Source organism: Candidatus Curtissbacteria bacterium, assembly GCA_024654445.1.
Taxonomy (GTDB): domain Bacteria; phylum Patescibacteriota; class Microgenomatia; order Curtissbacterales; family GWA2-41-24; genus JANLHP01.
The window spans coordinates 210,699-231,129 of the sequence record JANLHP010000017.1 but is presented as its reverse complement, the minus strand read 5'-3'; the positions used below and the strand labels follow the sequence as shown (position 1 = coordinate 231,129).

The window sequence follows — 20,431 nt, the reverse complement described above, 5'->3', positions numbered from 1 at the left end:
TAGCGATAAATATAAGCTCTCTTTTCTTAAAATGCTCCGATAATTATAAAAATCAAAGCGATCGATACTCCTATTTGAACAATCGCAATAGCCTTTAAAACTGAAGCCAGCTGGATTTGGACACTTCTTGCCATCAACTGGATTTGTCTGTAAAGAATCAAGCTAAACACGCTGTAAAAAACAAGGAACAAAACCGCGAACGCCTTGATCGTAAAAGCACCAGTTAAAAAGTCTAAACTAAAAAAACCATTTTCGACAATCATTATCCGACCGATCCTCGCCTTTCTCCCTCTTCTCTTCTTATTTGCTCTAAAATCTCTTTGGCAACATCGTTAGGTCTTGGAACGTGGTGAAATTCGAACTCCGGTTTTTCGCCGGCAGTTTGAACAAAAACATTTCCAAAATGAAAAAACGCGCTAAAAAAACCAATGCTTTTGGGGGAAACATCTTCGATCTGGGTAAGATTTGCGTACGAAGTTTCCCTATGTAAAACTCCCTTAAAATCAAAGTCGATTATACGTTCGCTTGTAAGCATATAAATATTAAAGTACCAAAAAATAAATTTATAAAAAGCGTAACCGAATACAAAAAAGTACCACAAAACTCCCAGCAAAAATCTCTGGCCCACGTTTAAAGAACCAAAAATATCAACTCCTATTGTGGAAAGTATTGGACCAATAATAATGGGTAAAATTAATAAAAAAATAACGAAAATAATTTGCGGAACTAACGTCACAATGTGTGCCCGCAACATCAAAACGATCTTCTCGCCTCTTTCTCTTCCTTCAAAAGACACCCCGATCGGTTGAGGCGCGAACATCGCGAAAGGATTTGTGGTGTGAATCGTATCTTCAGGCACTAATTAATTCTAGCACTACTTCTTCTCTATATTAAAAAACGCGCCGCCGCATTGGTTACCCGACCATTGTGGTATCTGCAAATACCCAGGGGCTCTCAAATTAAATGCCTTACAAAACTCATCGCCATTTAAAGGTACCCCGTTAATATTAACCGTTCCTGTTGAACCACTACCTTGTGAAACAGAAACGCTACTTGCGGAACTAAGCCCCCCCTTCCCGCTAACCAAATTCCTAAGTTCATCAATACTGTAGGGATTGCCCCCCCAGCAGGATGTTGTTATCGGAGTTATTCTACCTGTATCAATTCCTGATGTTTTCAGTGCAATAGCGGCATTAACGATATCGGCCATTTCAACAGGACTAAGCCAGGGATTACTCCTCCCGCATTTGTCCGAAGACGGGCTGTAGCCCTTGGTATACCATGCTTTATAAACCCAGGGAGAACCGCCAATTTTGTCATACGACTTATCGACAAAATTACTGCCTCCCGAACCGTCCGTCGTATCCCAGCCAACAGGAAAAGCGTATCCTCCGTGTGTAGAAGCGTAATAGGTAACAACGTCCTCCAAAACCTCCCCCTTGGTGGAATCAACCGCACTTTTCCAGGATGCGGGCACATTGTCGGATTTCGATTTTGAAAAAACCTGGCAATCTTCTGAAGTACATATCTCATCCCCTTTCTGCTTATATCGGTAAGCATAGGTTCTGGCGGCAACTGCCTGTGACTTCAAAGCTTCCGGATTCCATGAAGAAGGCATTTCCGCGATCCCGTACAAATAAGTCGTTTCAAAATCCATATCGCCAAATCCCGAAACCTTAATCGTACCTCCGGTCTCCTTGGAAACCGGTTGCTTGCCAAAGTACGCGTTTAGAATCGTCTTATAATTCTGCCCGGACTGCGCTCTCCCCCTTGCCCCGTACTGGCTCATCCCTTTTCTATGGGTATGCGCCCCGAAAGAAAAAACGGCAAAAGAACCTGCCGGTGCCGCTTCCCGAAAGCCTTTAATAGACGCGTTGTAATCGTCGGCAAGTTCGCTGTCGCCAATACTTGCCGTGAACTGTCCGGATTTCGCGGCCAAAATTTCCTGTTGTTTGGCAGAAAGCGCGGCGATCTTACCCGAAACTTCGGATTGAAAAGATTTTGCGGAAGCGATTTCCCCCTTCAAAAACTGTGACTGCTTATTTATTTGCCCCTGAGCTGTTGCCAATCTTTTTTTGTCGTCCGCGAGTTTTACAATTTGCTCAGAAATATTTCTGATAAAAGCCCTGTCTTGCCTACTCGATTCTTGCTGAAAGGTAATCGTTCTTAGAACACTCGTCGCGTCCCCCGAAGAAAACAGCGTCAGGAGCGGTATATCAATAAAACTTCCTATATAAAAATTTCGCACCGTCCTTGCCAGTATCTTTTTTTGAAGCTCCAGCTCGTCCTCGCTTTTTTGCAAATCTTTCTGCAAAACAACAAGTCGACCATTGATCGATGCTAATTGTCCTTCAAGGGATTTAACTTCAGATTCCAGAGGTGTTGTCGCAGCTTTAGAGCCCTCTAACTGTTTCGCGAGATCGTTAATCTGTTTCTGCAAGTCTTCAATCTCGTCCGCGCGCGTTGTGGAAACTCCATAGAAAAGCCCCAAAGCAGCAATTAGAATAAAAACAAAGATCTTTCGCATGGGAAACCGGCACTTACCGTCCTTGTATTATACCAGTTGAAAACTGGTACAACAGAAGAAGCGATTTAAGGTGGCATCCTTGCTTGCCCGCCCTTGGAGGGAGTCGTCGAGAGTCATCGACTCTGAGGTAAGCCTCATTGCTCAGACTCGAAGAGGTGCCCTACCTTAAATCTAACTCTTGGTATTTAAGGTCTCACCTTAAAGAAGGATGAGACCTTTTCCCTAACAATTTATCAATCACCAATTTAACAATGTAACAATTATCATTTCTTTTGCTACCTACACTTTCCTAGTGCTAAACTGAAATTGAGATGAATTTCAAGAAACTTTTTGTCGGACTAGCCGTCCTCGCAACCTCGCTTGTAGCCCAAGTCAATTCCGCCCACGCTCAAGAAATCATATTTCCTCCCACCTTTACAGAACTTAACGAAACAGTTCCTTTCGTAGACATTGTCTTTTCGGGATTACAGCCGAATAAAGATTATGACCTTTGTGTATTGTCTGACCCACATCACTGCGAGTCTATAACTCACAACCGGATAATCGTCAATGACGCTTGGGCTAGAAAAGATGTAAGGTCTGACGCAGAGAATAAGATATCTGTAAGAGTATGCGGAGACGGCCAGGATGCCGTTAAAATAAACCAGGACTGTGGCCCCGACGACTATTTTCACGGCGGACATACTTATAGGATTAGGCTTTACCCCGAAGGCAGTAATAGCGAGGTTCAAACAGCAGCCTTTAAGGTAAAACACGAATACCTATCGATAAACGTAACGGTTACTTCTTCGGGAACCTTCACGCCCTCGGACCAAACGTTCGTCGATGCAAGTGGCAGAAGACCAGGCCCCGACGACCGCAATAATTACCAAGCTGTTATGAAAACTCAAACCGGAGGCGGATTTAAACAGGAAAGATGCTTCACGATCCCAGAAACAGGCTCTACAAGAGTTTCTTTCCCCCCTGTAGAAGCTGGGACATACGTAATCGACATTAACGAGAAAGTTGACGAGCATTCGATATCTGGGGACACCCGCGAATGTTCCGGGGGATTTACGTATAAAAGGTTCGTAGTAAAGATAGACCCTGCGGGTGGGCAAGTTCTTCCGCCTACCAACGATCCAAATAAAGAAGACGCATCAAACCTAATCTCCGGCCAAAATCCTTGCCAAAACAATGTCTGCGATACGGCAGTAGGTGACATTCCCACCGACCCCGCCGGTTTTATTAAGAGATTCTTAACAATCTCATTGGGCGTAGCGGGCGGAATCGCTTTGATACTCATGTCAATTGGCGCGATAAGAGTAATCACCTCATCTGGAGACCAACAAAAGTTAACGGCGGGAAAAGACATGTTTGTCGCTGCTATTGCGGGCTTGATCTTTTTAATACTCAGCGTGCTAATTCTACGATTTATCGGTTCGAGTATCTTGGGCCCTACTTTGGGTTTTTAAAATGATCTGGCAAAAACTTTCTCTCACTATTTTAATTTTTATCTTTCTTATTTTGGCTCCACTTTCCGTCCTCTCGAACCCTGTCTCTGCCAATCATTGCTCAGATCCATATGTACATAATGTAACTACGGGCGGCCCCCGATGCGGACGAGACAGACCACCGGAGGGCTGCAACTCGGCTACTGAAGAAGAGATAGATTCGTACGGACATCCCGCGTGTTTTCTAAAAACCGCCTCCCCACCAGATCAGGACGACGGGAATACTCAACCAGACCCGGGTGGCAGGAACACACAACAACCCGGTTCGGGCACCTCGTCCCAACCATGTAAAGGCTTCAGTGACTGCCTAAAAGATATCGCTGTCGACGATTTGAAATTTAAAAAAGAGCAGGATTTGGTTCCAACTTTAGTTGAAGCAGCGCTCAAAGTTGTCCTCCCCATCGCTGGCATGATTACAGTCCTATTCATAATATTTTCTGGTATTCAATTCATCACGTCCGGGGGCAACCCAGAAGCCGTTGGCAAGGCACGAGGAAGGCTAATGTACGCCATAATTGGCTTTGTCATTATTCTTTTGGCTTTTGCTATATTACAAGTAGTTAACAGATTGTTCTTGGGAACGACGATAACGTAGAAAACTCGGAGAATCTGGTGTTCAAGGTGAGATCCTTGTTAAGGTCTCATCCTTGAACTTTTAAGATTTAAGGTAGGGCACCTCTCGAGGACTCAAGGATGCCACCTTAAATCAGATTTTTTAAAATTAAAAATTAGAAATTAACAATTAGTCCATGTTTGACACATACGCTGCAGAATTTAGAATTAACAGTGACATTTTTCAGCCAGCCGGACTCTTTTCCGACATAGGCAGCCTGGCAAGCGACCTCATTCTTATCCTAACAAGTATAGCTGGTGTAATCGCTGTTGTATTCATAATTATTGGCGGAATCAGACTCGTAACATCCGGTGGAGACCCCAAAAAGTTGTCGGCGGCAGGCGCGATGATAACTTATGCCGTTGTCGGCCTTGTTGTAACCGCTCTGGCATTTGTTATCCTAAAAGCTGTACAGTATTTCTTGGGTACAAACATTCAGTTTTAGAAGCTTCAAGGTCTCTCCTTGAGTCTTCGAAAGTCTTCGACTCTGAGGGACAAGCCCTCATCGCTCAGACTCGAAGAGGTGAGATCCTTGAACAAACGCAAATGAAAAAGCTTTTAATCACACTTACCTTACCTCTCCTGCTCTTCCTTTTCTCATCGACCACGGTTTTCGCTCAAGGAGAAGGTGACCCGTCCTTCCCGCCTCCGCAAGACGGCGTCGGTGATCAGGATGCTCCCCGCGGCCCTATTGATCAAGCGCCAGGGAATGTCCAACCCGGAATCGGAACGATAGAAGCCCCCTCAGGAGTGGTAGATATTGGCAACCAAAGCGTTTCCGATTTCATCGCGGGTTTCATCAGAAACGGCATCTGGCTTCTTATAATCGTCGCCTTCGTAATCGCCGTGATTTGGATGATATTCGCGGGCTATAGCTTTATCTTCGCGAACGGTGACCCCAAAAACATTTCAACCGCCTGGAGCAGAATATATTGGGGTCTTCTGGGACTGGTAATTGTGCTGGGTGCTTTTGCTATAATCAAATTGGTAGAAACCTTCTTTGGTATAGAAATTATTTCAGGAGGATTTCAGCTACCGACAAGATCAAGTCCATGAGGAGGTGAGATAAATATATGTTAAAAGTTAAAAAAATAATCGACTTAGTACACAAAAACGCTAATTTTTATGCTCCCGTACTAATTGCTCAACCTGCTCCACTTGATAGAGAAGGCCCAATAGTACCACCTCCCCTTGATGACCCCGGCGTCAACAACATAATCGGAATTGTCCAAGCAGTTATTCAATTCATAATCGTTGTTGCCTTTGTTATCGCATTCATCATGCTTTTGGTTGGCGGTATTCGCTGGATACTTGCAGGTGGAGATGAAAAAGCTGTCGCAAACGCAAGAAGCACTATAACAGCTGCTTTAATCGGTTTAGTTGTTGTCTTGATTGCTTTTGCGTTGATCAGGCTTGTAGAGACCTTCTTCGGAATCCCGATATTAAGCGGAGGAGTCTGTATTCCAACTGTAAAACAGTTAGAGTGCTAAAAAGTTAGCAAGGCAGACGATAACTACAGGTTTATATGGACGGCCCAGCCCAGATTACGGATATCCTAGACGTCTTGCAACGCATAATATCTTTGCTCGCTCCGGCGGCAGGGATCGCGTTTTTCGTCATGCTTATTGTCGGCGGTTTTAAATACATCACCTCGGGCGGCGATCCTAAAAACGTCGGCCAGGCGCAAAGCATACTCACCTATGCCGTAATCGGTATTGTTTTAGTTGTCGCGTCCTGGCTAATTCTCCAGCTTATTGGAAGGGTCACAGGCGTAGACGTCACTACTGTCAGAATTCCAGAGTAATTGTTAAATCGATACATCGTTAAAATTATTAGATTTAAGGTCTCATCCTTGAATCAAGGTGAGACCTTCTCCACACATCGTTAGCAACACAACAATCAACAATTATTGATATACTGAACTTATGCCTGCGCTGCCAAAGATTTTAAAGTTAATTATCTTTATCTTCCTCTTAACTCTATTCTCTATACCCTCTTCGGCATCCGCCCAAACGCCCGTTGCTCCCGACCCTCAACCATGTGCGTTTCCAAAAGACGCAAAAGATTTATCAGAAAATCCGATAATTGCCGAAGACGGCGAAGCCCCAATAATATTAAATTACTCTCTACGCAATGTTCAGGCACAAACTATACCTGTAAGCAACGAGAAATACATTCCCCTTGAATCCAAAGACTTCCCATTCCTAGTCGACTTTTCAAAACTTCAAGCAGTCTTTGCTCCCGAAAACTCCGACTTTGGGGGAGGAAAATTCCAGGATCCTGCGCATCAACTTTCTGATATAACCAGCTTCAATGGTGAAGATTTGAATAACTACCACGGCCCTGCACAAAAACTCTCAGATAAAATTTTGATCGACGATTTAAAAATTAAATACATTAATTACGTCTCTTCCGAAGCCGGCCACAATTTACCAGAAGCCGAAACTCAAATTTCAGACATTAAAGGAGGCGACCCCAGGACTATTTTTCAGATGGTAACGGATTTCGGCCACCCAAAACCTGTAGGAGAAACTCAAGACCCTAACACTTGGGGCAGATATTGGGAAAAAATCCCAACCTCCTATAGCGAATTCCATAAAGGTTTTATCAACTTTAAATCAGCAGTCGGACAAAAAGATATCAAGCGCTTAGAACAGGGTCAGTGCCTTTTTCAGTCTTATAAAATAAACATCACCCTCCCAGAACATTTCCGTACCGCCCATATTTCCGACCAGCTCAACCGCCTGATTGTTCCTTTGGACACCCAAAGAGACAAGTGCCACAGAATCTTGAACCCAGAATTAGATCCGAATGATCCACGATGCAAAGAGGTTCAAACCAGCTCTATAGACTCCGGCAATATCTTCGCGGCAACCATCGACCTCTGTAAAAATCTGCTCACCAAAACATCTGAAGGATTAGCTAAAAACCTCGGCAAAATAATACAGATAACAATGGAAAGGCTAGATCTCATCAGGCCCGCATTTGCCGAAGTAGTGCCTGAAAATTCCACTTGTATCATTACCAGCAAGGACCCCAAAGCGGGTCAGGCACCCTATTGCCCATTCCCTCCCGGTGAAATTGATCGCATAAACCAAATCGATGGCATGAATGTAAGGTGTGACAATCCCTATAAAAATATAGTAGATAACAACAAACTTGAAGAAGGCAATGACAATGTCGTTTGCACTTTTACACTTCGGTGGCCCGGATTATCAACTGAAGGGGGCAACGAGATGCCCATACTCAACCGATACCCCGTGCCAGGACCAGACTGTACCCTCATACAGGGAACCTCTGACCGGTACGACTGCGACATTACTGTCAGGATTTGGCCCATTTTTAACTTACCCTGGACAGCTGAAGCTTGGAACAACTTGAGCTACTCGGATAAAAAAAATCCAGGTGTTTATTCTTACTTCATACCTAATAGCTTAATCGGTGGAAAATATCTTCCTGGTCTTAAGCAACCGGGTCAAACACAAGGTGCTTCGGCAAATGACGACCCAAAAACAAGGGGCGTGGGCACAGTAAACTGCAGCAAGCAAACAGTTAATATTTCCCTGACTCCTGTTGACCAGCAAGATCCAACACTAAGAAGCGCGGGCTGCAGTGATTTCGGGCAAAGTGCCCCGGGAAGCCATCCCGTTACCGCTGACAATTGCGGGGGCAAGTACGCGCTCAATAATCCTCTCGGTAACTTCGGCGATCCGGCTTGTGATTTCAGCTTCGAATTAATGTCCCAAATGGTCCAAGCCGAGGATCCGGCGAATTTTTCTACTTGGCTAACAATCATCGCGGGAGAAAGCAGTTACGGACCAAATGCTTACCGCCCCCATCAACAAGCAGGGGCAGACGACACACCAGACACAGCTGGAGCCTGGGGATTGTTTCAAATGGGAAGGGGCAAAAATGGAACATTTGATCACGGTGATGTTCCTTGGCGAGTTCAAATAACAAATGCCATCAACTATAACAAATCCATTACGCCTTTCTGCTACTGGCAAGTAGCAAGGAAAAGCGGTATCGCAAAAGGATGTTAAATTTAAACGCGATTAGACAAAGATCACCACTGTTCACGATTGCGGTTATTTTTGTCCTAATTGGCTTAATACTCTTAAGCGTCTTTTCGGCACGCGACAAGAAGTCACCTACTCCATTAGAATCACCAAATCCTTCAGCTCTATCTCCAGAAGTAATAATCCCTCCTAAAGAAAAAACTGTTCAGGAAAACAAAGATATAAAACCGATAAGGGACAAAATTATAGCTTCGGAATTATCAAATCAAAACGGCGACATCGTATTATTTGAATCTCAAGATTTCAGGATTGTTTACGTACCTACTCCGGATATATTCTTCGTAATGGTCAACCAAAATCCAATTGAATCCAGAGTTCTCGCGCAAAAGTGGTTTTTGGATTTTGAACTCAAACAGCAAGACCTCTGCACTCTTCCGGTTAGGTTTATTCTAAATTTTGAACTAAAGCAGCAAAACCCCAACTTCAACATCCTTCCGGACGGCTGCTGAAATGATTAAAGGTGGCATCCTTGCCTGCTCGCCAGAGCTCTGCTCTAATAGAGCGACGGAGGGAGTCTTCAAAAGTCATCGACTCTGAGGTAAGCCTCATTGCTCAGACTCGAAGAGGTGCCCTACCTTTAGGCCCGCAGACTTTAGTCGAGGACCGCAAGGAATTTTAAAAAATTCCTTAAATCTAAAAGTTACTCCCGAGTATTTAAGGTCTCACCCTGTCAGGGATGAGACCTTCTGCTTTAGTAAACGAGGGCTATTGATTCCTCACACCCCCAGTGCTAATCTAGATTTACAATCTAAATTCCATCGCCTCGCCAAATAGAGTCAAAGACTCAATTTAGGCGGGCAAGCGGGGAATCCGGTTTGACTCCGGAACTGTGCCGCAAAGGTAATTACAAAGCTTTAGTAAGCAATGTATAAGTCCTAATACCGCAATGGATTGGAATCCTTAGCTAAAAAAGCTTGCTATCCGAAGCTTTAGCGCAGGATAGTCCCGAGCAGGATAACTCGCCCAAAAAGCGAAGCTTGCGATCCTCATTAGCATTGCGGGTCTAAAGCGACTTGTAAACCTCCTCGAGACTAAATAGGAGGTTTTTTAATGGAACGAATTCCAAGCAACCTAAATCAACAAGGAGAGACCTTTAGGCCCGCAGTCCGAAGGACGAGGACCGCATGGCACTGTATGACAAGGTCTCACCTTGTTACCCGCGAGTCGGTCCGCTGGAATATACCCGAAGATTTTGAAGGAATTCTAGCTTACAACCCTCGCCACGACATCCAGGATTATCTCGACCTCCAACCTCTGCGCGGGAAAATTCCCCAGACCGAGTATGAAAGCCTTCTTGATCAAACAAACGACAGAACCTATCACAACTTAGAAAAGACTCTAGGCGAGCGTCTGGCGGTCGAAAGAAGCACTTTTCATTACTACCTGGACGACGAGAGTCAACTCTGGAGCGACGATTATCCCCTACCCGTTATCGAAAGATATAAAAAGGGTCAACAATTTCTGGAAGAAAACGGCAGCAACGAAGTCGAAAGAGAGTTAGCAGAAATTGATGGTTTCGAAGAAATAATAAGGCTTCTAGCAGAGAGGAGAGATGTCACCTTAGTTGTCGCCTCTCCAAGATCGGAACGTTGCAAACACGGCGAAGAAGAGGAACCAAAAGGCGAGGACGACGACATCCTTTACCATGACAACATTTTTTACGTTATAGAACAGAATGGTGAAACCATCACCGCGAACAAATACCACTCCAACCACTCCAATGCCGGGTTTTTAGATGCGCTTTGCCAAGTAGACCCAGGCTACCAAAGACCAAATCAAGAGCAAACTTTAAACGCTGCCTATATGCTCTCCCGACCTGCCGAAACTAAATTTAATCTTCCCCAAATTCTGGAAAACTTCGCCCTCGACAATCGGGCAAAAAATACAGAGCTACTTCAAGAGGCATTGGAACCCTGCATTCCCTATTTTTTAGCCTACATCCGAACGCTCGCCGATACCCCCCTAGCAATAGAGCGACTCAAAATGATCTGGAATACTACCCTCAACACTTTCGACGAAGAAGTTGAGAAGATCAAACAAAAAGTAAAAAAAGTAAAACAGGATGCTTTTACAAAGTTCAAGCAAGAAAAAGCAAAAATTTTGTGGACCTCAAGAAACCTCGTTCGCACAAACGATGAAGACATCGAAGAACAAATCCAAATTAAGGGCAGACGCATGCCAAAAACAAGCAGACGAGGTTGCCCGGGGAAACAAAAAGGCTTCAGTCTCACCCCTGCCATATCGAGACTCGCAAAAGCAATCAGTGCTCAATCCGCCGCCGACTTTGCCCCTTCTACAAATGATGCTGGCGAAGACGACAGCGATTTCCCCTGCCCTCGCTGCGGCACCATAATCATTTATGGATCTGGCACAACAGAATGTCCAAGGTGTGGCCTCGAAGCGACATGCGCCGAATAACTACGTTTGATATGATTTAGTTATGACCGACCTCGAGCAATTGACCGATAGCGTCGAAAAAGACCTCCTTTTTTACATCATCACCCACATGCGCGAGAGCAAAATTACGATGGGCCAAGCCCAAAATCTTGCCCGCGATTTCCTAGCCATTCTGCCCGCTGTCAATAAAGAGGATTTTCTGGGAAAAATTAATACTCTTGGCGAAAAATACCCCGAAGCAAAATCTGTATACTTAAAGCATGCTGCCCCTTACGAGGACGAAAAGGCAAAGGCGGCAGTATCACAGATGCAACAATTAATAAGAGGCGGCAAAGTAGAAGAAGCACTAGAAGTTGCCAGAAAGGCGGCATAATGCCAGGAGATTTTACAGAAGTACCTCCAGTAACACCAGTTGAAGCTCCCAGACCCGTTCCGCCCCCAGAACCTGTTCCTCCGAGAACAGGGCCGGAAGCAACAGGACCTGACGCGGCTGCCGCTCTTGAACAAGCCGCCAGTGGAGCCGGCACAGAGCAAGTCGTACAAGAATTAGCCCAAGGCACAATTGCCCATGTACCGAGTGAGGGAGATCCGCCTCAAGTCTTACCTCCACACGCAGAACCACCCACACCTCCCCCTCCTGCTCCAGAACAACAAATACAAGATCCTGCTTATCAAGCGATGGTCGACCAGGCCGAGAGAACGACAAACGATAGCATCACTGCAAGAGAAACAGCAGGAGAAAATATCGCCCCCGAATTAAAAGCACAAATCCGCCAAAACAATCTTGAAATCGCCGCTTTCGCGTATGCCACGCAGCACCCAGATCAAGCTAGAGCATTAGCCGGAAGAGATCCCCTTGTAAAATCAGCACTTGATAAAATCGACGCTCAAAAACAGGCTGTGTCCGAGCCAATCGAAGTCTCAGATGTAGGCACTCCGGACTACGAAAACGTCCGAGAAGCAGCAGAAGCAAGAGTAACAGCAAGAGACGCAGAAATTAGAGCAAAAGAAACGAAAGCAAAGGAAAAAGACCCGGAAAATCCAGACCCAAGGGGTATAACGCTTGAGGAAAGGGAGCAAATAATACAAAATGAACTCGATGTAGCTGCTTATAAGTTCGTGAGAGATCACCCCGAAGAAGCCCAGAAACTGGCAGATTCAGACCCCAAAATAAAAGACGCGCTCAATCGAATAGCCAACACACCCGAGCGCCAGGAAGAAGCAATCGGGGATCTAATGGAACAAATGGCAGAGCTTAGAGGTCAGTTGCGAGAATCAAACAAAGCCTTAAAGGAAACCCAAGAAAATCTTGTAAAAATGGCCGATAAAATGCTCCAAGCCATTAAGGAGAACGACCCAGGGAGAAGATCTCTTCTCCTTGCAATGGTTGAAGAATTTATAAGAGGATTGCCGCGAGCCGCGGCGGTAAGCACCACAGAAGTACCAGCAACCCTTAAGGACCAACTGGCAGACCAACAGAAAGCCTCTTAACATTTGACCTACCCTACCCTTTACTCCTAATATGGAATTAAGCCACACAAGTCGGCTACAGCCCGCATGAAAATAACTGCCGTTTTATCGTTAATTGTTAATCGTAAATTGTCAATCGCTTTAGTAATTTTTGCGCTTTTAGCTCTACTCTCTATTCTCTTAACTCTGTCGCCAGTCTACGCTCAAACACCTCTCGACGCAGCTGAAAGCATCAGAGAACTCAACACAACGGCTGTAACTAAACAAGTTTACGACGATAAAATATTCAACTTAAACCAAATCGCGGGAACTGCCGACAGCTTGCTCACGCTTTTGACAGGTCATTCTCAGCTCCACTCAGAAACAAACGACGTTACAAAAACCACCGGAGCGCTCAACGTAACAGGCAGAATGGTCGCAGGCATAATCACGACTCCCCCCGCTTCCGGCACTCAATACTTCGCGCAACAAATAGAAAGGTTTAACCCGATTCAGCCGGCCTACGCCCAGGGAATCGGCTACCAAGCCTTAACACCAGTCCAGAATTTATGGACCGTCTTTCGCAATATTTCCTACATGGGCTTCGTGATAGTTTTTGTCATCATTGGCTTTATGGTCATGTTCCGCACACACATTTCCCCGCAGGCAGTCGCTACAGTTCAAGATTCCATACCGAGAATCGTTATCGCCTTAATTCTTGTCACCTTCAGTTACGCGATAGTTGGCCTCATGATAGACCTAATGTTCGTTTTTCTAAACGTTGTAATAACTACTCTTGAACAAGCGGGCCTTGTTAACGAAAATGCTCAAAACGTAGTTAAATCGAACGTGTTTAGCGTAGTCATGGGCTCACTTACGGGAATATTCGATCAAGTTTTTACGGCTATCCAAAACCTTATTAGTCAATTATTTGGAGATGGATTTTTGTCCAAGGTGGTCGGCATGTTTGGAGGGTCAATAGCCGGCATAATTTTAGCAATAGCGATGCTTTTCATCATGTTCCGGGTTTTCTTCATGCTTTTGATGGCTTACGTAACCATTATCATCCTTACAGTTTTCGGACCTTTTCTACTATTGGTCCAGGCAATGCCTGGTAATAACGGCGCCAGAGAATGGTTCAGGCAGCTAGGCGCCAATATAGCCGTTTTTCCAGTTGTCGCGATAATGTTCATTTTCGCGGGCATACTTTCCGGCGTTGGTAACCTAGGAGGCATAAACGACCAACCCGCGTTTAAACCGGGCGACATTGGACAATTTCCCCTTCTTTCTGGTAACCTTGGCCTCAATAATATAGGGAGTTTAATCGGCTTGGGATTCTTGCTGATGACCCCGAGCGCGGCGCAACTTGTAAAAGATAGGTTTGGAGTCAAAGGCGGATTGAATATCGGGGGCGGCGTAGCAGCTGTTGGAGCTGCGGGTAGTCTTGCGGCCAGACCATTTAGAGAAGCGTATAAACCAGTCGGTGAAGCACGAGCCCACGCGACCAGAGAAGCTGCATTTGAGAGAATTTATAGCAGGGGTATGTATGGAAAGGAAATGCACACAAGACCCGGACCGCGCGAAGAATAATGGAGAGAACGTAAAGGCTTCAGTTTTAGGATTAGAACATTAATTTGGTCGCCGAAGACGTTATTTTCCCTCTAGCTGAGCCATTGATTGCCCAAACATTCCTTTAAACATTTCTAGTAAGAAATTGAGGAAAAGATTGAAAGATCTTTTAGTGATTGTCTCTTCAGCTATTATTCTCCATGTTTCATAAAATTGAAATGCTCTGCGAACCGGAAGTATTCCTAAATTCTGCGCTTTAAAAGCACTCTCAGCCTCTTTTTCCAATCGGTTGATAGAAACGGCCTCTTCGATCATCTCTTCCTTCTCGGCGCTAGTCATGTTGTAGTTCGAGCTATACCATTCCTTCCAGTGATCCCCAATTTCGAAATGCGCAGGAAGCACTATTTTGTACCAAGACTTAAGCCGATTTTCCCTCTTGGAATAGAAGAACTTTTCACTCATAACATCGAAGAAAATCTTAGTGTTCGGCGTTTTCAGGTAGCGTTGCAAACCTTCTGTCCCATAAAAATCCCACGTCGATTTACGATCGCCCGTCCAGTCACCCATGTTGAATTTGGAAACGTTTGTGTCGTTATTATTGTAGACTTCGCTCCAATTAATTCCCTCAAAAGAGAGAAAGCCGTCCTCGAATAACTCCGCTAGAGCGGCCCCTCTTGCCCAGGATTCATCAAATTCATCATCGTTGATGTCCAAAGTTCTTACATTGTCCAAATTATTCATCGTATCCTTTAATAGTTTCTTAAAATCCTCAAAAGTACTATAGCCATATTCTTTGGCTTTAGCTGTTAAAAGTTTTGGCGCAAAATCTTTCGATTCTCGGAATTTATCGCTTGTGTACTTTACTGACATCCTATTGTTGTGAAGCATACCCCTTCTTTTGCCAAGCATTTTTTCCCATAATACCGTATTTGTATCCAAATCCCTGTCTACGTTTTTGCCTGTTTTCCCCCTAAGTTCATCGAGAATCCATTCAGGACCAAAATCTATCCTTCGTTGGTTATAAATATTGCTTTCTTCTCCGTAGACCGAAGAATACACCTGGTAATGGACAACGTTGTCCATATTTTCATACCCAGCAGGTCCTCCACCCGCAGGCGGTATTCCCATAATTTTTGCATTATCCAAACGATAGAACACTTTCCTCCTGTCAAAAATCCTCACAAGTCCAAACTCCGAAAAAGCCGAATCCATGTACCCTTCCCAATAGCCCACATTTACAGCCTGATCCAGTAAACCTGCTTCTTCCCATTCTTCTATGGTCTCGTTACTTATGTGGAATTCGTTCCTTAAGCGATCTACTAAATCCTGATGTATTCTGCCTTTCCAAACGTCCTTTTTTTGCTGAGCAAGAGCAACATTGGCAACACTATCATCCTTGCCATGCGCACCCACAAGAGTAGTCCTCTTATGCCAAGCAGAGATAATACCTTCGGCATTTTTCGGGTCAGCCCAATACTTGTCAATTTCAGCATCGGAAGGGGGACCGGGAGGACGATTCGGAATTAAGGAAACCTCGGGTGTAACCTCATTCTTAAAAATCTGCCTTAATTCGTTCAATCTCGTTATCTCCGAATCCAAAAGCCTTCTCCGAAGCATCCCCTCAATTTGGTTACACGTAGCGTCACCCCGTACTATTTGTGCCGAGATGTTTAAAGCTGTCAAAGGTTCTATCAAATTAAAATCCTCGTGGTCGCGATAAAGTTGTCTATACCAAGTCGTTGTGGACAAATCAGCCATGTTAAATTTTACTTCGTTGCCGAAGTTATCAGTCCCTTTGTATTCGTTCCCTTCATGATCTCTGTCAAACCTCGATTGAAAAACACCCCTCGTTTCATCATTCCATTGGTCACCTTCAAAAATCTGAATAAACTTCTCCGGGTTCCCGTCGCCATTCCACGTCAATTTTCTTTGATAATATTTACCTTCTACCGCGAGTTTTTGCTTGTCTATCTTCTCTTTCATTCGTAGAGCGTCAATCCTTTCAGTTCCTTTGATACGCGACAATGCCTCGGAAATTGCGACAACGTTTCCGAGAGCGGCACGCACTTCTTCCTGGGAAAGGTCCGAAGATTCTATGTATCTAAAGTTATTTTCAGCGTTTCTCTCCGATTCACTCCAAGCGCGAGGTACACCCACCTCCGCCTGTCGCAAAATGTTCCTTTCAACCCCTTCTGTAGAAATAGCCGCGCGCCACTCCAAAAGTCCTTCTGTGCCGCGAGGTGAAGGCAAACTTAAAGCAAAAATATATAGCTGCTCATCGATCTCGTCCTTATTAGTGCTTCCCATACTTGCCAACTTTTCCAATTCATCTATTTTTTCATTGAGGGGAATGTAAAGAGAATTCTTTGCCTTCACTCCGATCTGCCTCTCTACTTCCTTAAAATGCCCACCCATCTCCTTTAACAAAGCCCTCAAATCCTTCCTTCGTGTCTCAGAAATTGTGTCATCAAGGACATCTCTCTGGTTCGGAATCTTTTGCGTTAAAACTTCCTGCTTTTCCAGACCCTTTATCACGTTGTTCACCAACCTGAATCCTTCACCCTTAGCTGCTGCCAAATTCTCAGCAGTCCCGACTTGAAATTCGACTGCTCCAATCAGGGCTTGAAGTTCGTCATGTTGAGCGGGCGTTGGAGGCCCAGGAACAGGCTCTGTTTTTATATAAATTATTCTATGAAGAATTTCCTCTGTAGACCCAATGTCCGCTAACTCTCTATAAAGTGCTTGTCGTTCAGCCTCATAACCGGAGGTAGCGAAAGCTGCAGTGCCCATATTTCGCTCAAGAGACTCTAAAGCTTTAAGCTCAATTAGCGAAACTTCAATTACAGTACCTTTATAACGCTCGTAAGGGATACCTCGGGTGTTACGGAGAATGTCATAATATTCCCCCGAAACATCTCTCAGCCTTTCAAAAACTTCTTGTCTATCGACATTCGCAGCGGGTTGCGTCAGCTCGTCAGTATCCAGATCAACTAGCCTTCTCATCAAAAGCGTGGTTGCCTCCTGGTGATTCAACTGACGCCTGGGTGGAGTACCTGGAGGACCCGCCACCATCTCCACACCTAAGTCTTGCGTGTCATAGTAAATAACACCCCCACCAGCACCACCGGATGCGGGTAAAGGCAAGAAGATCTCCTTTTCTCTAAACAAGTCTTTCTTTCTATCAAAAGACATATCTTCCCAACCCTCTGGTTTTTCTATATCAACATCGATCCCGGCTCGGGCTACCAGTCCATTAAGCGCGTCAAAGTCTATATCTCGGCCTCGTTGACCATAAATAAGTCCTTTTTTGGTACCATCCTTGGCCACCACAAAAGTCATCCCGTGTCCTCTGTCCTTGTATATAAATCGTCCCTCGTCATCCACCTCCGGCAATTCGGTAGTGTTAACAATGTCGTGTTTGTGTAACCATTTTTGACGCACCCAACCGCTCGCCCTATTCCATCTTTCAGCACTCGGCACTTTGACATCGACGCCCTGCGACCTGAAAACAGCTTCTACTTGGCGATGTTCTAAGTTGTAAAGTCGCTTGGATGTGGCAACGACATACGTTGTCCCACCCTCGCCCTCGAGCTTGAGCGCACGACTGTCAGGATCAATTTCCGCTTGTTGTACTGCGGCCTTAGCCCTGGGTTTACTTACTTTTTCTGTCGAGACCTTCACATACTTTTCGACTTTTTCTGCATCGAGCTTCACTTCGTCCTTACTTCTGGCAGTCTCTATCAACTGCTGCACTTCTTTCTCCTCTGCGACTCTTTCGGGTTGTCCCTTCTCATTCAGCCAGTCCTCTTCCTCAGCGTCAGCCACAACAATACGCTCATCCTGCGCAACTTCTTGAACGGCAACCAACATTTGACCGACAGACATCTTTTCGACATCTTTCAAATCATTGCCAACAACCGTCAGAATATTTCTTAAGGATTGAAGTTCGTCTTCTGAAGCAACAATATCTTGCTTATTGCGAACCGCGTTTGAAAGTTCTGAAGCAACCCTCATGTCTTTGAAGACAACTACTCGTTCTTCTTCCTCTTCTTGTTTTTTGGGAGTTTTTTGTGCCTGAGAAGCAGCGTCTTCGTTGTTCTTTACCTGCGCCTCATTCTCTTTTTGCCTGCCTTTGCGCTCAGCCTCTCTTTTATCCTTCTCACGTGCTTTAGCCTCAGCCCTCGATTTTTCAGCTTGGGCGTCTTTTTTCAGCTCGTCTTGAGGATACTCGTCCTCTTTTCTACGGGAGGTTCCTTCAGGCATTAGTTGAATTATATCAAGTTCCATACTCATTTATATTTCTAAGTGCTCCTTCACTTTGGCCAATTATACCGACTTGTCCTATAGTTGCTTGACTTAACCCTGACACGAATCCGGACAGGAAAAGACACCCAAAAAACTCGGAATACTCAGAAAGTCAGATGGTCAGAGTGTCAGTAAAGTCTTAAAGAAGGTCTCACCCTTCTTTAAGGTGAGACCTTAAATACCTGGAAGTACTTTTTAGATTTAAGGTAGGGCACCTTTCAAAAACTCCCTCCAAAGGCGGGCAAGCAAGGATGCCACCTTAAATCACGAAGGATTTCACCTTTGAACTCAGGGAGACCTTTTCTCCGATTTTCCGATTGAGGCCCGGTTTTCTGATTTGGCTGAGTTTTCTGAAAAGGTAAATTTTTGTGAAAATGTCAGGTTTTTGAGACTAAATGTTCTACTATTCGCACCTTGTTTCATATGTTAAGGTTTAATCGTTACATTGATATATAGTTAAATCGTTAAATTTGTGAAATTGGTGAATCGTTTAACTGTTCAATCGTTCTAGCCACAACACAGTGACAATTTCAGCGATTATGCGATTAATCTATTTAGCAATTTATCGATTCAGCGATTAACCGATTTACGCCCATGGAACAACATCCTGTCCCGCAGCATATAGCTTCATTCCAATTCAAGCTCTTTGGGAATTTGACCATCCGCCAATTTATAACTTTGGCAATCCCGATGTCCGTCGCCGTTTTAACCTTTTTTTCCCCACTTCCAGCCGTAGTTAGGCTTCCGCTTGCCCTCGTAATCGGCCTTTTTGCCCTCTTTTCAGCGCTCATTCCCATTCAAGGCAGGCCGTTAGACAAATGGCTCGTAGATTTCATAAAGGCGGTCACTTCTCCTACTCAAAGAGTTTGGGTTAAAGAGACGAGGGTGCCCGAATATCTCAATGTCGTCACTTCTTTAGTTTCAAACCAGGACTTAAACCAGGAGCCTGTCACCGCCCAAGGCAGAGAGCGCCTCGACGCGTACCTGAGAACCCTGCCCCAACAACAATCCTCTCCTTTAGATACGAAAGAACAAATCGCGCTTCAAAGGCTCGGCCTTAGCCCTCAAATTCCCACCCAAGAAACGCTTACTGGCAAATTGCCCCCCGTAATTTCCTGGCCGACAAAACCTCGTGAAGAAGGACAATTTCTTGCCCCGGAATCTCTTCCACAGTTGGGCGAAGCTACATCTGTACACGCAGCCCCCACAAGCAGCCCCAAAATCGCCCATTTCGCCAAGCCATACGCAATCCCCGGCCTCGAAAAGAGGCTAAAGCAGCAAGAACCTCCTCACCAAACGGTAAATATCGCTCCACCGAACGTAAAAACGAGGCTCGCGTCAGAAGCAAACTTCACTATCGAAAACGTAATTTCTATTAAACCCCCAGGCGAGAATACTAGGCTGATACATGGCATCGGAAAGACTCGCACCAGAAAACTCCACTTCGCGCCCCCAGAAGGCTTTGATCTTTCCAAGCTTCCGATATTGGGAGAAAGACGCTTTGAAATTTCAGAGGAGTTAAAAAAACGCTTTGGTGGCGAAGAAGGCTCTCAAGAAACCACCGTTGCGCCAGTTGAAAACACGCCTGCGGCTCCTCAAGAAACTATGCAAAGTATTGTGCCACCAACGCCACCTGTCCAAAATCCTATCGCAAACCCGATAGGCTCAACACCAAACGTAGTTTCTGGATTTATCAAGAACAATGACGGGGCTCCCATAGAAAATGTCATCCTAATCGTTAAGGATCGCGATGGCGTACCTGTAAGAGCCTTAAAAACCAACAAGAATGGCCAATTTCTCTCCACTACCCCGCTCCGAAACGGCGCCTACACAGTAGAAATAGAGTCTCAAACCCAACAGACTCCACACACACTTCAAATAGACCTAAACGGGCAAATCGTCAACCCAATGGAAATAAAACTAAACAATGATTCATAATTTTTAATTCTTAATTTGAAATTTTTAATGAATTTTCAATGAATTAATGTTTTAAAAATTA

17 protein-coding genes and 1 riboswitch are annotated in these 20,431 nt (G+C 44.9%); of the genes, 13 read left to right on the top strand and 4 right to left on the bottom strand.

Annotation, left to right across the window (positions count from 1 at the left end; genetic code table 11):
• Positions 1 to 26 precede the first annotated feature (26 nt).
• From NUV69_03480 to NUV69_03470, 3 genes are read right to left on the bottom strand one after another with little or no spacing between them, the layout of a single operon-like run.
• Positions 27 to 263 (bottom strand): hypothetical protein, encoded by a 237-nt coding sequence (locus NUV69_03480; protein ID MCR4324725.1) that lies wholly within the window; start codon positions 261 to 263, stop codon positions 27 to 29.
• Positions 263 to 859 (bottom strand): PH domain-containing protein, encoded by a 597-nt coding sequence (locus NUV69_03475; protein ID MCR4324724.1) that lies wholly within the window; start codon positions 857 to 859, stop codon positions 263 to 265. The genes NUV69_03480 and NUV69_03475 overlap by 1 nt, the downstream gene beginning before the upstream one ends.
• A gap of 15 nt (positions 860 to 874) precedes the next feature.
• On the bottom strand, positions 875 to 2,527 hold the full coding sequence (locus NUV69_03470) for a hypothetical protein (protein MCR4324723.1): 1,653 nt from the start codon (positions 2,525 to 2,527) through the stop codon (positions 875 to 877).
• Positions 2,528 to 2,838: 311 nt separating this feature from the next.
• On the opposite strand from NUV69_03470, the gene NUV69_03465 reads away from it, so the two are divergent.
• The 12 genes from NUV69_03465 to NUV69_03410 all read left to right on the top strand — a co-directional run bounded on the left by NUV69_03465 (position 2,839) and on the right by NUV69_03410 (position 14,148).
• The gene (locus NUV69_03465; GenBank protein MCR4324722.1) at positions 2,839 to 3,981 is read left to right on the top strand and encodes a pilin; all 1,143 of its coding nucleotides are present in this window, start codon (positions 2,839 to 2,841) and stop codon (positions 3,979 to 3,981) included.
• Between the two features lies 1 nt (position 3,982).
• Positions 3,983 to 4,615, top strand: a complete 633-nt coding sequence (locus NUV69_03460; GenBank protein ID MCR4324721.1) for a pilin — start codon at positions 3,983 to 3,985, stop codon at positions 4,613 to 4,615.
• 154 nt (positions 4,616 to 4,769) lie between these two features.
• Positions 4,770 to 5,078, top strand: coding sequence for a hypothetical protein (locus NUV69_03455; GenBank protein ID MCR4324720.1), 309 nt, complete (start codon positions 4,770 to 4,772; stop codon positions 5,076 to 5,078).
• A gap of 101 nt (positions 5,079 to 5,179) precedes the next feature.
• A complete protein-coding gene (locus tag NUV69_03450; GenBank protein MCR4324719.1) occupies positions 5,180 to 5,689 on the top strand; it encodes a pilin in 510 nt (169 codons plus the stop codon).
• A gap of 17 nt (positions 5,690 to 5,706) precedes the next feature.
• Positions 5,707 to 6,123: a pilin gene (locus NUV69_03445; GenBank protein ID MCR4324718.1), complete on the top strand. Its 417-nt coding sequence runs from the start codon at positions 5,707 to 5,709 to the stop codon at positions 6,121 to 6,123.
• A 35-nt stretch (positions 6,124 to 6,158) separates the two neighbouring features.
• Positions 6,159 to 6,437 (top strand): pilin, encoded by a 279-nt coding sequence (locus NUV69_03440; protein MCR4324717.1) that lies wholly within the window; start codon positions 6,159 to 6,161, stop codon positions 6,435 to 6,437.
• Between the two features lie 121 nt (positions 6,438 to 6,558).
• Positions 6,559 to 8,676 carry a hypothetical protein gene (locus NUV69_03435; protein MCR4324716.1) on the top strand — a complete coding sequence of 706 codons (2,118 nt, stop codon included), beginning with the start codon at positions 6,559 to 6,561 and terminating at the stop codon, positions 8,674 to 8,676.
• Positions 8,670 to 9,161 (top strand): hypothetical protein, encoded by a 492-nt coding sequence (locus NUV69_03430; GenBank protein MCR4324715.1) that lies wholly within the window; start codon positions 8,670 to 8,672, stop codon positions 9,159 to 9,161. The genes NUV69_03435 and NUV69_03430 overlap by 7 nt, the downstream gene beginning before the upstream one ends.
• 292 nt (positions 9,162 to 9,453) lie before the next feature.
• Positions 9,454 to 9,616: riboswitch (cobalamin riboswitch) on the top strand.
• Between the two features lie 230 nt (positions 9,617 to 9,846).
• Complete coding sequence (locus NUV69_03425) at positions 9,847 to 11,130, top strand: hypothetical protein (protein MCR4324714.1); 1,284 nt, start codon at positions 9,847 to 9,849, stop codon at positions 11,128 to 11,130.
• 22 nt (positions 11,131 to 11,152) lie between these two features.
• A complete protein-coding gene (locus NUV69_03420; GenBank protein ID MCR4324713.1) occupies positions 11,153 to 11,482 on the top strand; it encodes a hypothetical protein in 330 nt (109 codons plus the stop codon).
• A complete protein-coding gene (locus tag NUV69_03415) occupies positions 11,482 to 12,600 on the top strand; it encodes a hypothetical protein (GenBank protein ID MCR4324712.1) in 1,119 nt (372 codons plus the stop codon). The genes NUV69_03420 and NUV69_03415 overlap by 1 nt, the downstream gene beginning before the upstream one ends.
• Before the next feature lie 66 nt (positions 12,601 to 12,666).
• Positions 12,667 to 14,148, top strand: coding sequence for a hypothetical protein (locus NUV69_03410; protein MCR4324711.1), 1,482 nt, complete (start codon positions 12,667 to 12,669; stop codon positions 14,146 to 14,148).
• Positions 14,149 to 14,208: 60 nt separating this feature from the next.
• On the opposite strand, the gene NUV69_03405 is transcribed toward NUV69_03410, so the two are convergent.
• The gene (locus tag NUV69_03405; protein MCR4324710.1) at positions 14,209 to 18,390 is read right to left on the bottom strand and encodes a hypothetical protein; all 4,182 of its coding nucleotides are present in this window, start codon (positions 18,388 to 18,390) and stop codon (positions 14,209 to 14,211) included.
• A gap of 636 nt (positions 18,391 to 19,026) precedes the next feature.
• Between NUV69_03405 and NUV69_03400 the strand changes: the two genes are divergently transcribed.
• The gene (locus NUV69_03400; GenBank protein ID MCR4324709.1) at positions 19,027 to 20,370 is read left to right on the top strand and encodes a PrgI family protein; all 1,344 of its coding nucleotides are present in this window, start codon (positions 19,027 to 19,029) and stop codon (positions 20,368 to 20,370) included.
• Positions 20,371 to 20,431: the final 61 nt, after the last annotated feature.

Bases quoted from the DNA above. Each gene is read 5' to 3' on its own strand.
- NUV69_03445 (MCR4324718.1), top strand. From the start codon at position 5,707: ATGTTAAAAGTTAAAAAAATAATCGACTTAGTACACAAAAACGCTAAT.
- NUV69_03470 (MCR4324723.1), bottom strand. From the start codon at position 2,527: ATGCGAAAGATCTTTGTTTTTATTCTAATTGCTGCTTTGGGGCTTTTC.
- NUV69_03430 (MCR4324715.1), top strand. From the start codon at position 8,670: ATGTTAAATTTAAACGCGATTAGACAAAGATCACCACTGTTCACGATT.
- NUV69_03415 (MCR4324712.1), top strand. From the start codon at position 11,482: ATGCCAGGAGATTTTACAGAAGTACCTCCAGTAACACCAGTTGAAGCT.
- NUV69_03480 (MCR4324725.1), bottom strand. From the start codon at position 263: ATGATTGTCGAAAATGGTTTTTTTAGTTTAGACTTTTTAACTGGTGCT.
- NUV69_03450 (MCR4324719.1), top strand. From the start codon at position 5,180: ATGAAAAAGCTTTTAATCACACTTACCTTACCTCTCCTGCTCTTCCTT.
- NUV69_03440 (MCR4324717.1), top strand. From the start codon at position 6,159: ATGGACGGCCCAGCCCAGATTACGGATATCCTAGACGTCTTGCAACGC.
- NUV69_03460 (MCR4324721.1), top strand. From the start codon at position 3,983: ATGATCTGGCAAAAACTTTCTCTCACTATTTTAATTTTTATCTTTCTT.
- NUV69_03435 (MCR4324716.1), top strand. From the start codon at position 6,559: ATGCCTGCGCTGCCAAAGATTTTAAAGTTAATTATCTTTATCTTCCTC.
- NUV69_03420 (MCR4324713.1), top strand. From the start codon at position 11,153: ATGACCGACCTCGAGCAATTGACCGATAGCGTCGAAAAAGACCTCCTT.
- NUV69_03465 (MCR4324722.1), top strand. From the start codon at position 2,839: ATGAATTTCAAGAAACTTTTTGTCGGACTAGCCGTCCTCGCAACCTCG.
- NUV69_03405 (MCR4324710.1), bottom strand. From the start codon at position 18,390: ATGCCTGAAGGAACCTCCCGTAGAAAAGAGGACGAGTATCCTCAAGAC.
- NUV69_03455 (MCR4324720.1), top strand. From the start codon at position 4,770: ATGTTTGACACATACGCTGCAGAATTTAGAATTAACAGTGACATTTTT.
- NUV69_03410 (MCR4324711.1), top strand. From the start codon at position 12,667: ATGAAAATAACTGCCGTTTTATCGTTAATTGTTAATCGTAAATTGTCA.
- NUV69_03400 (MCR4324709.1), top strand. From the start codon at position 19,027: ATGGAACAACATCCTGTCCCGCAGCATATAGCTTCATTCCAATTCAAG.
- NUV69_03425 (MCR4324714.1), top strand. From the start codon at position 9,847: ATGACAAGGTCTCACCTTGTTACCCGCGAGTCGGTCCGCTGGAATATA.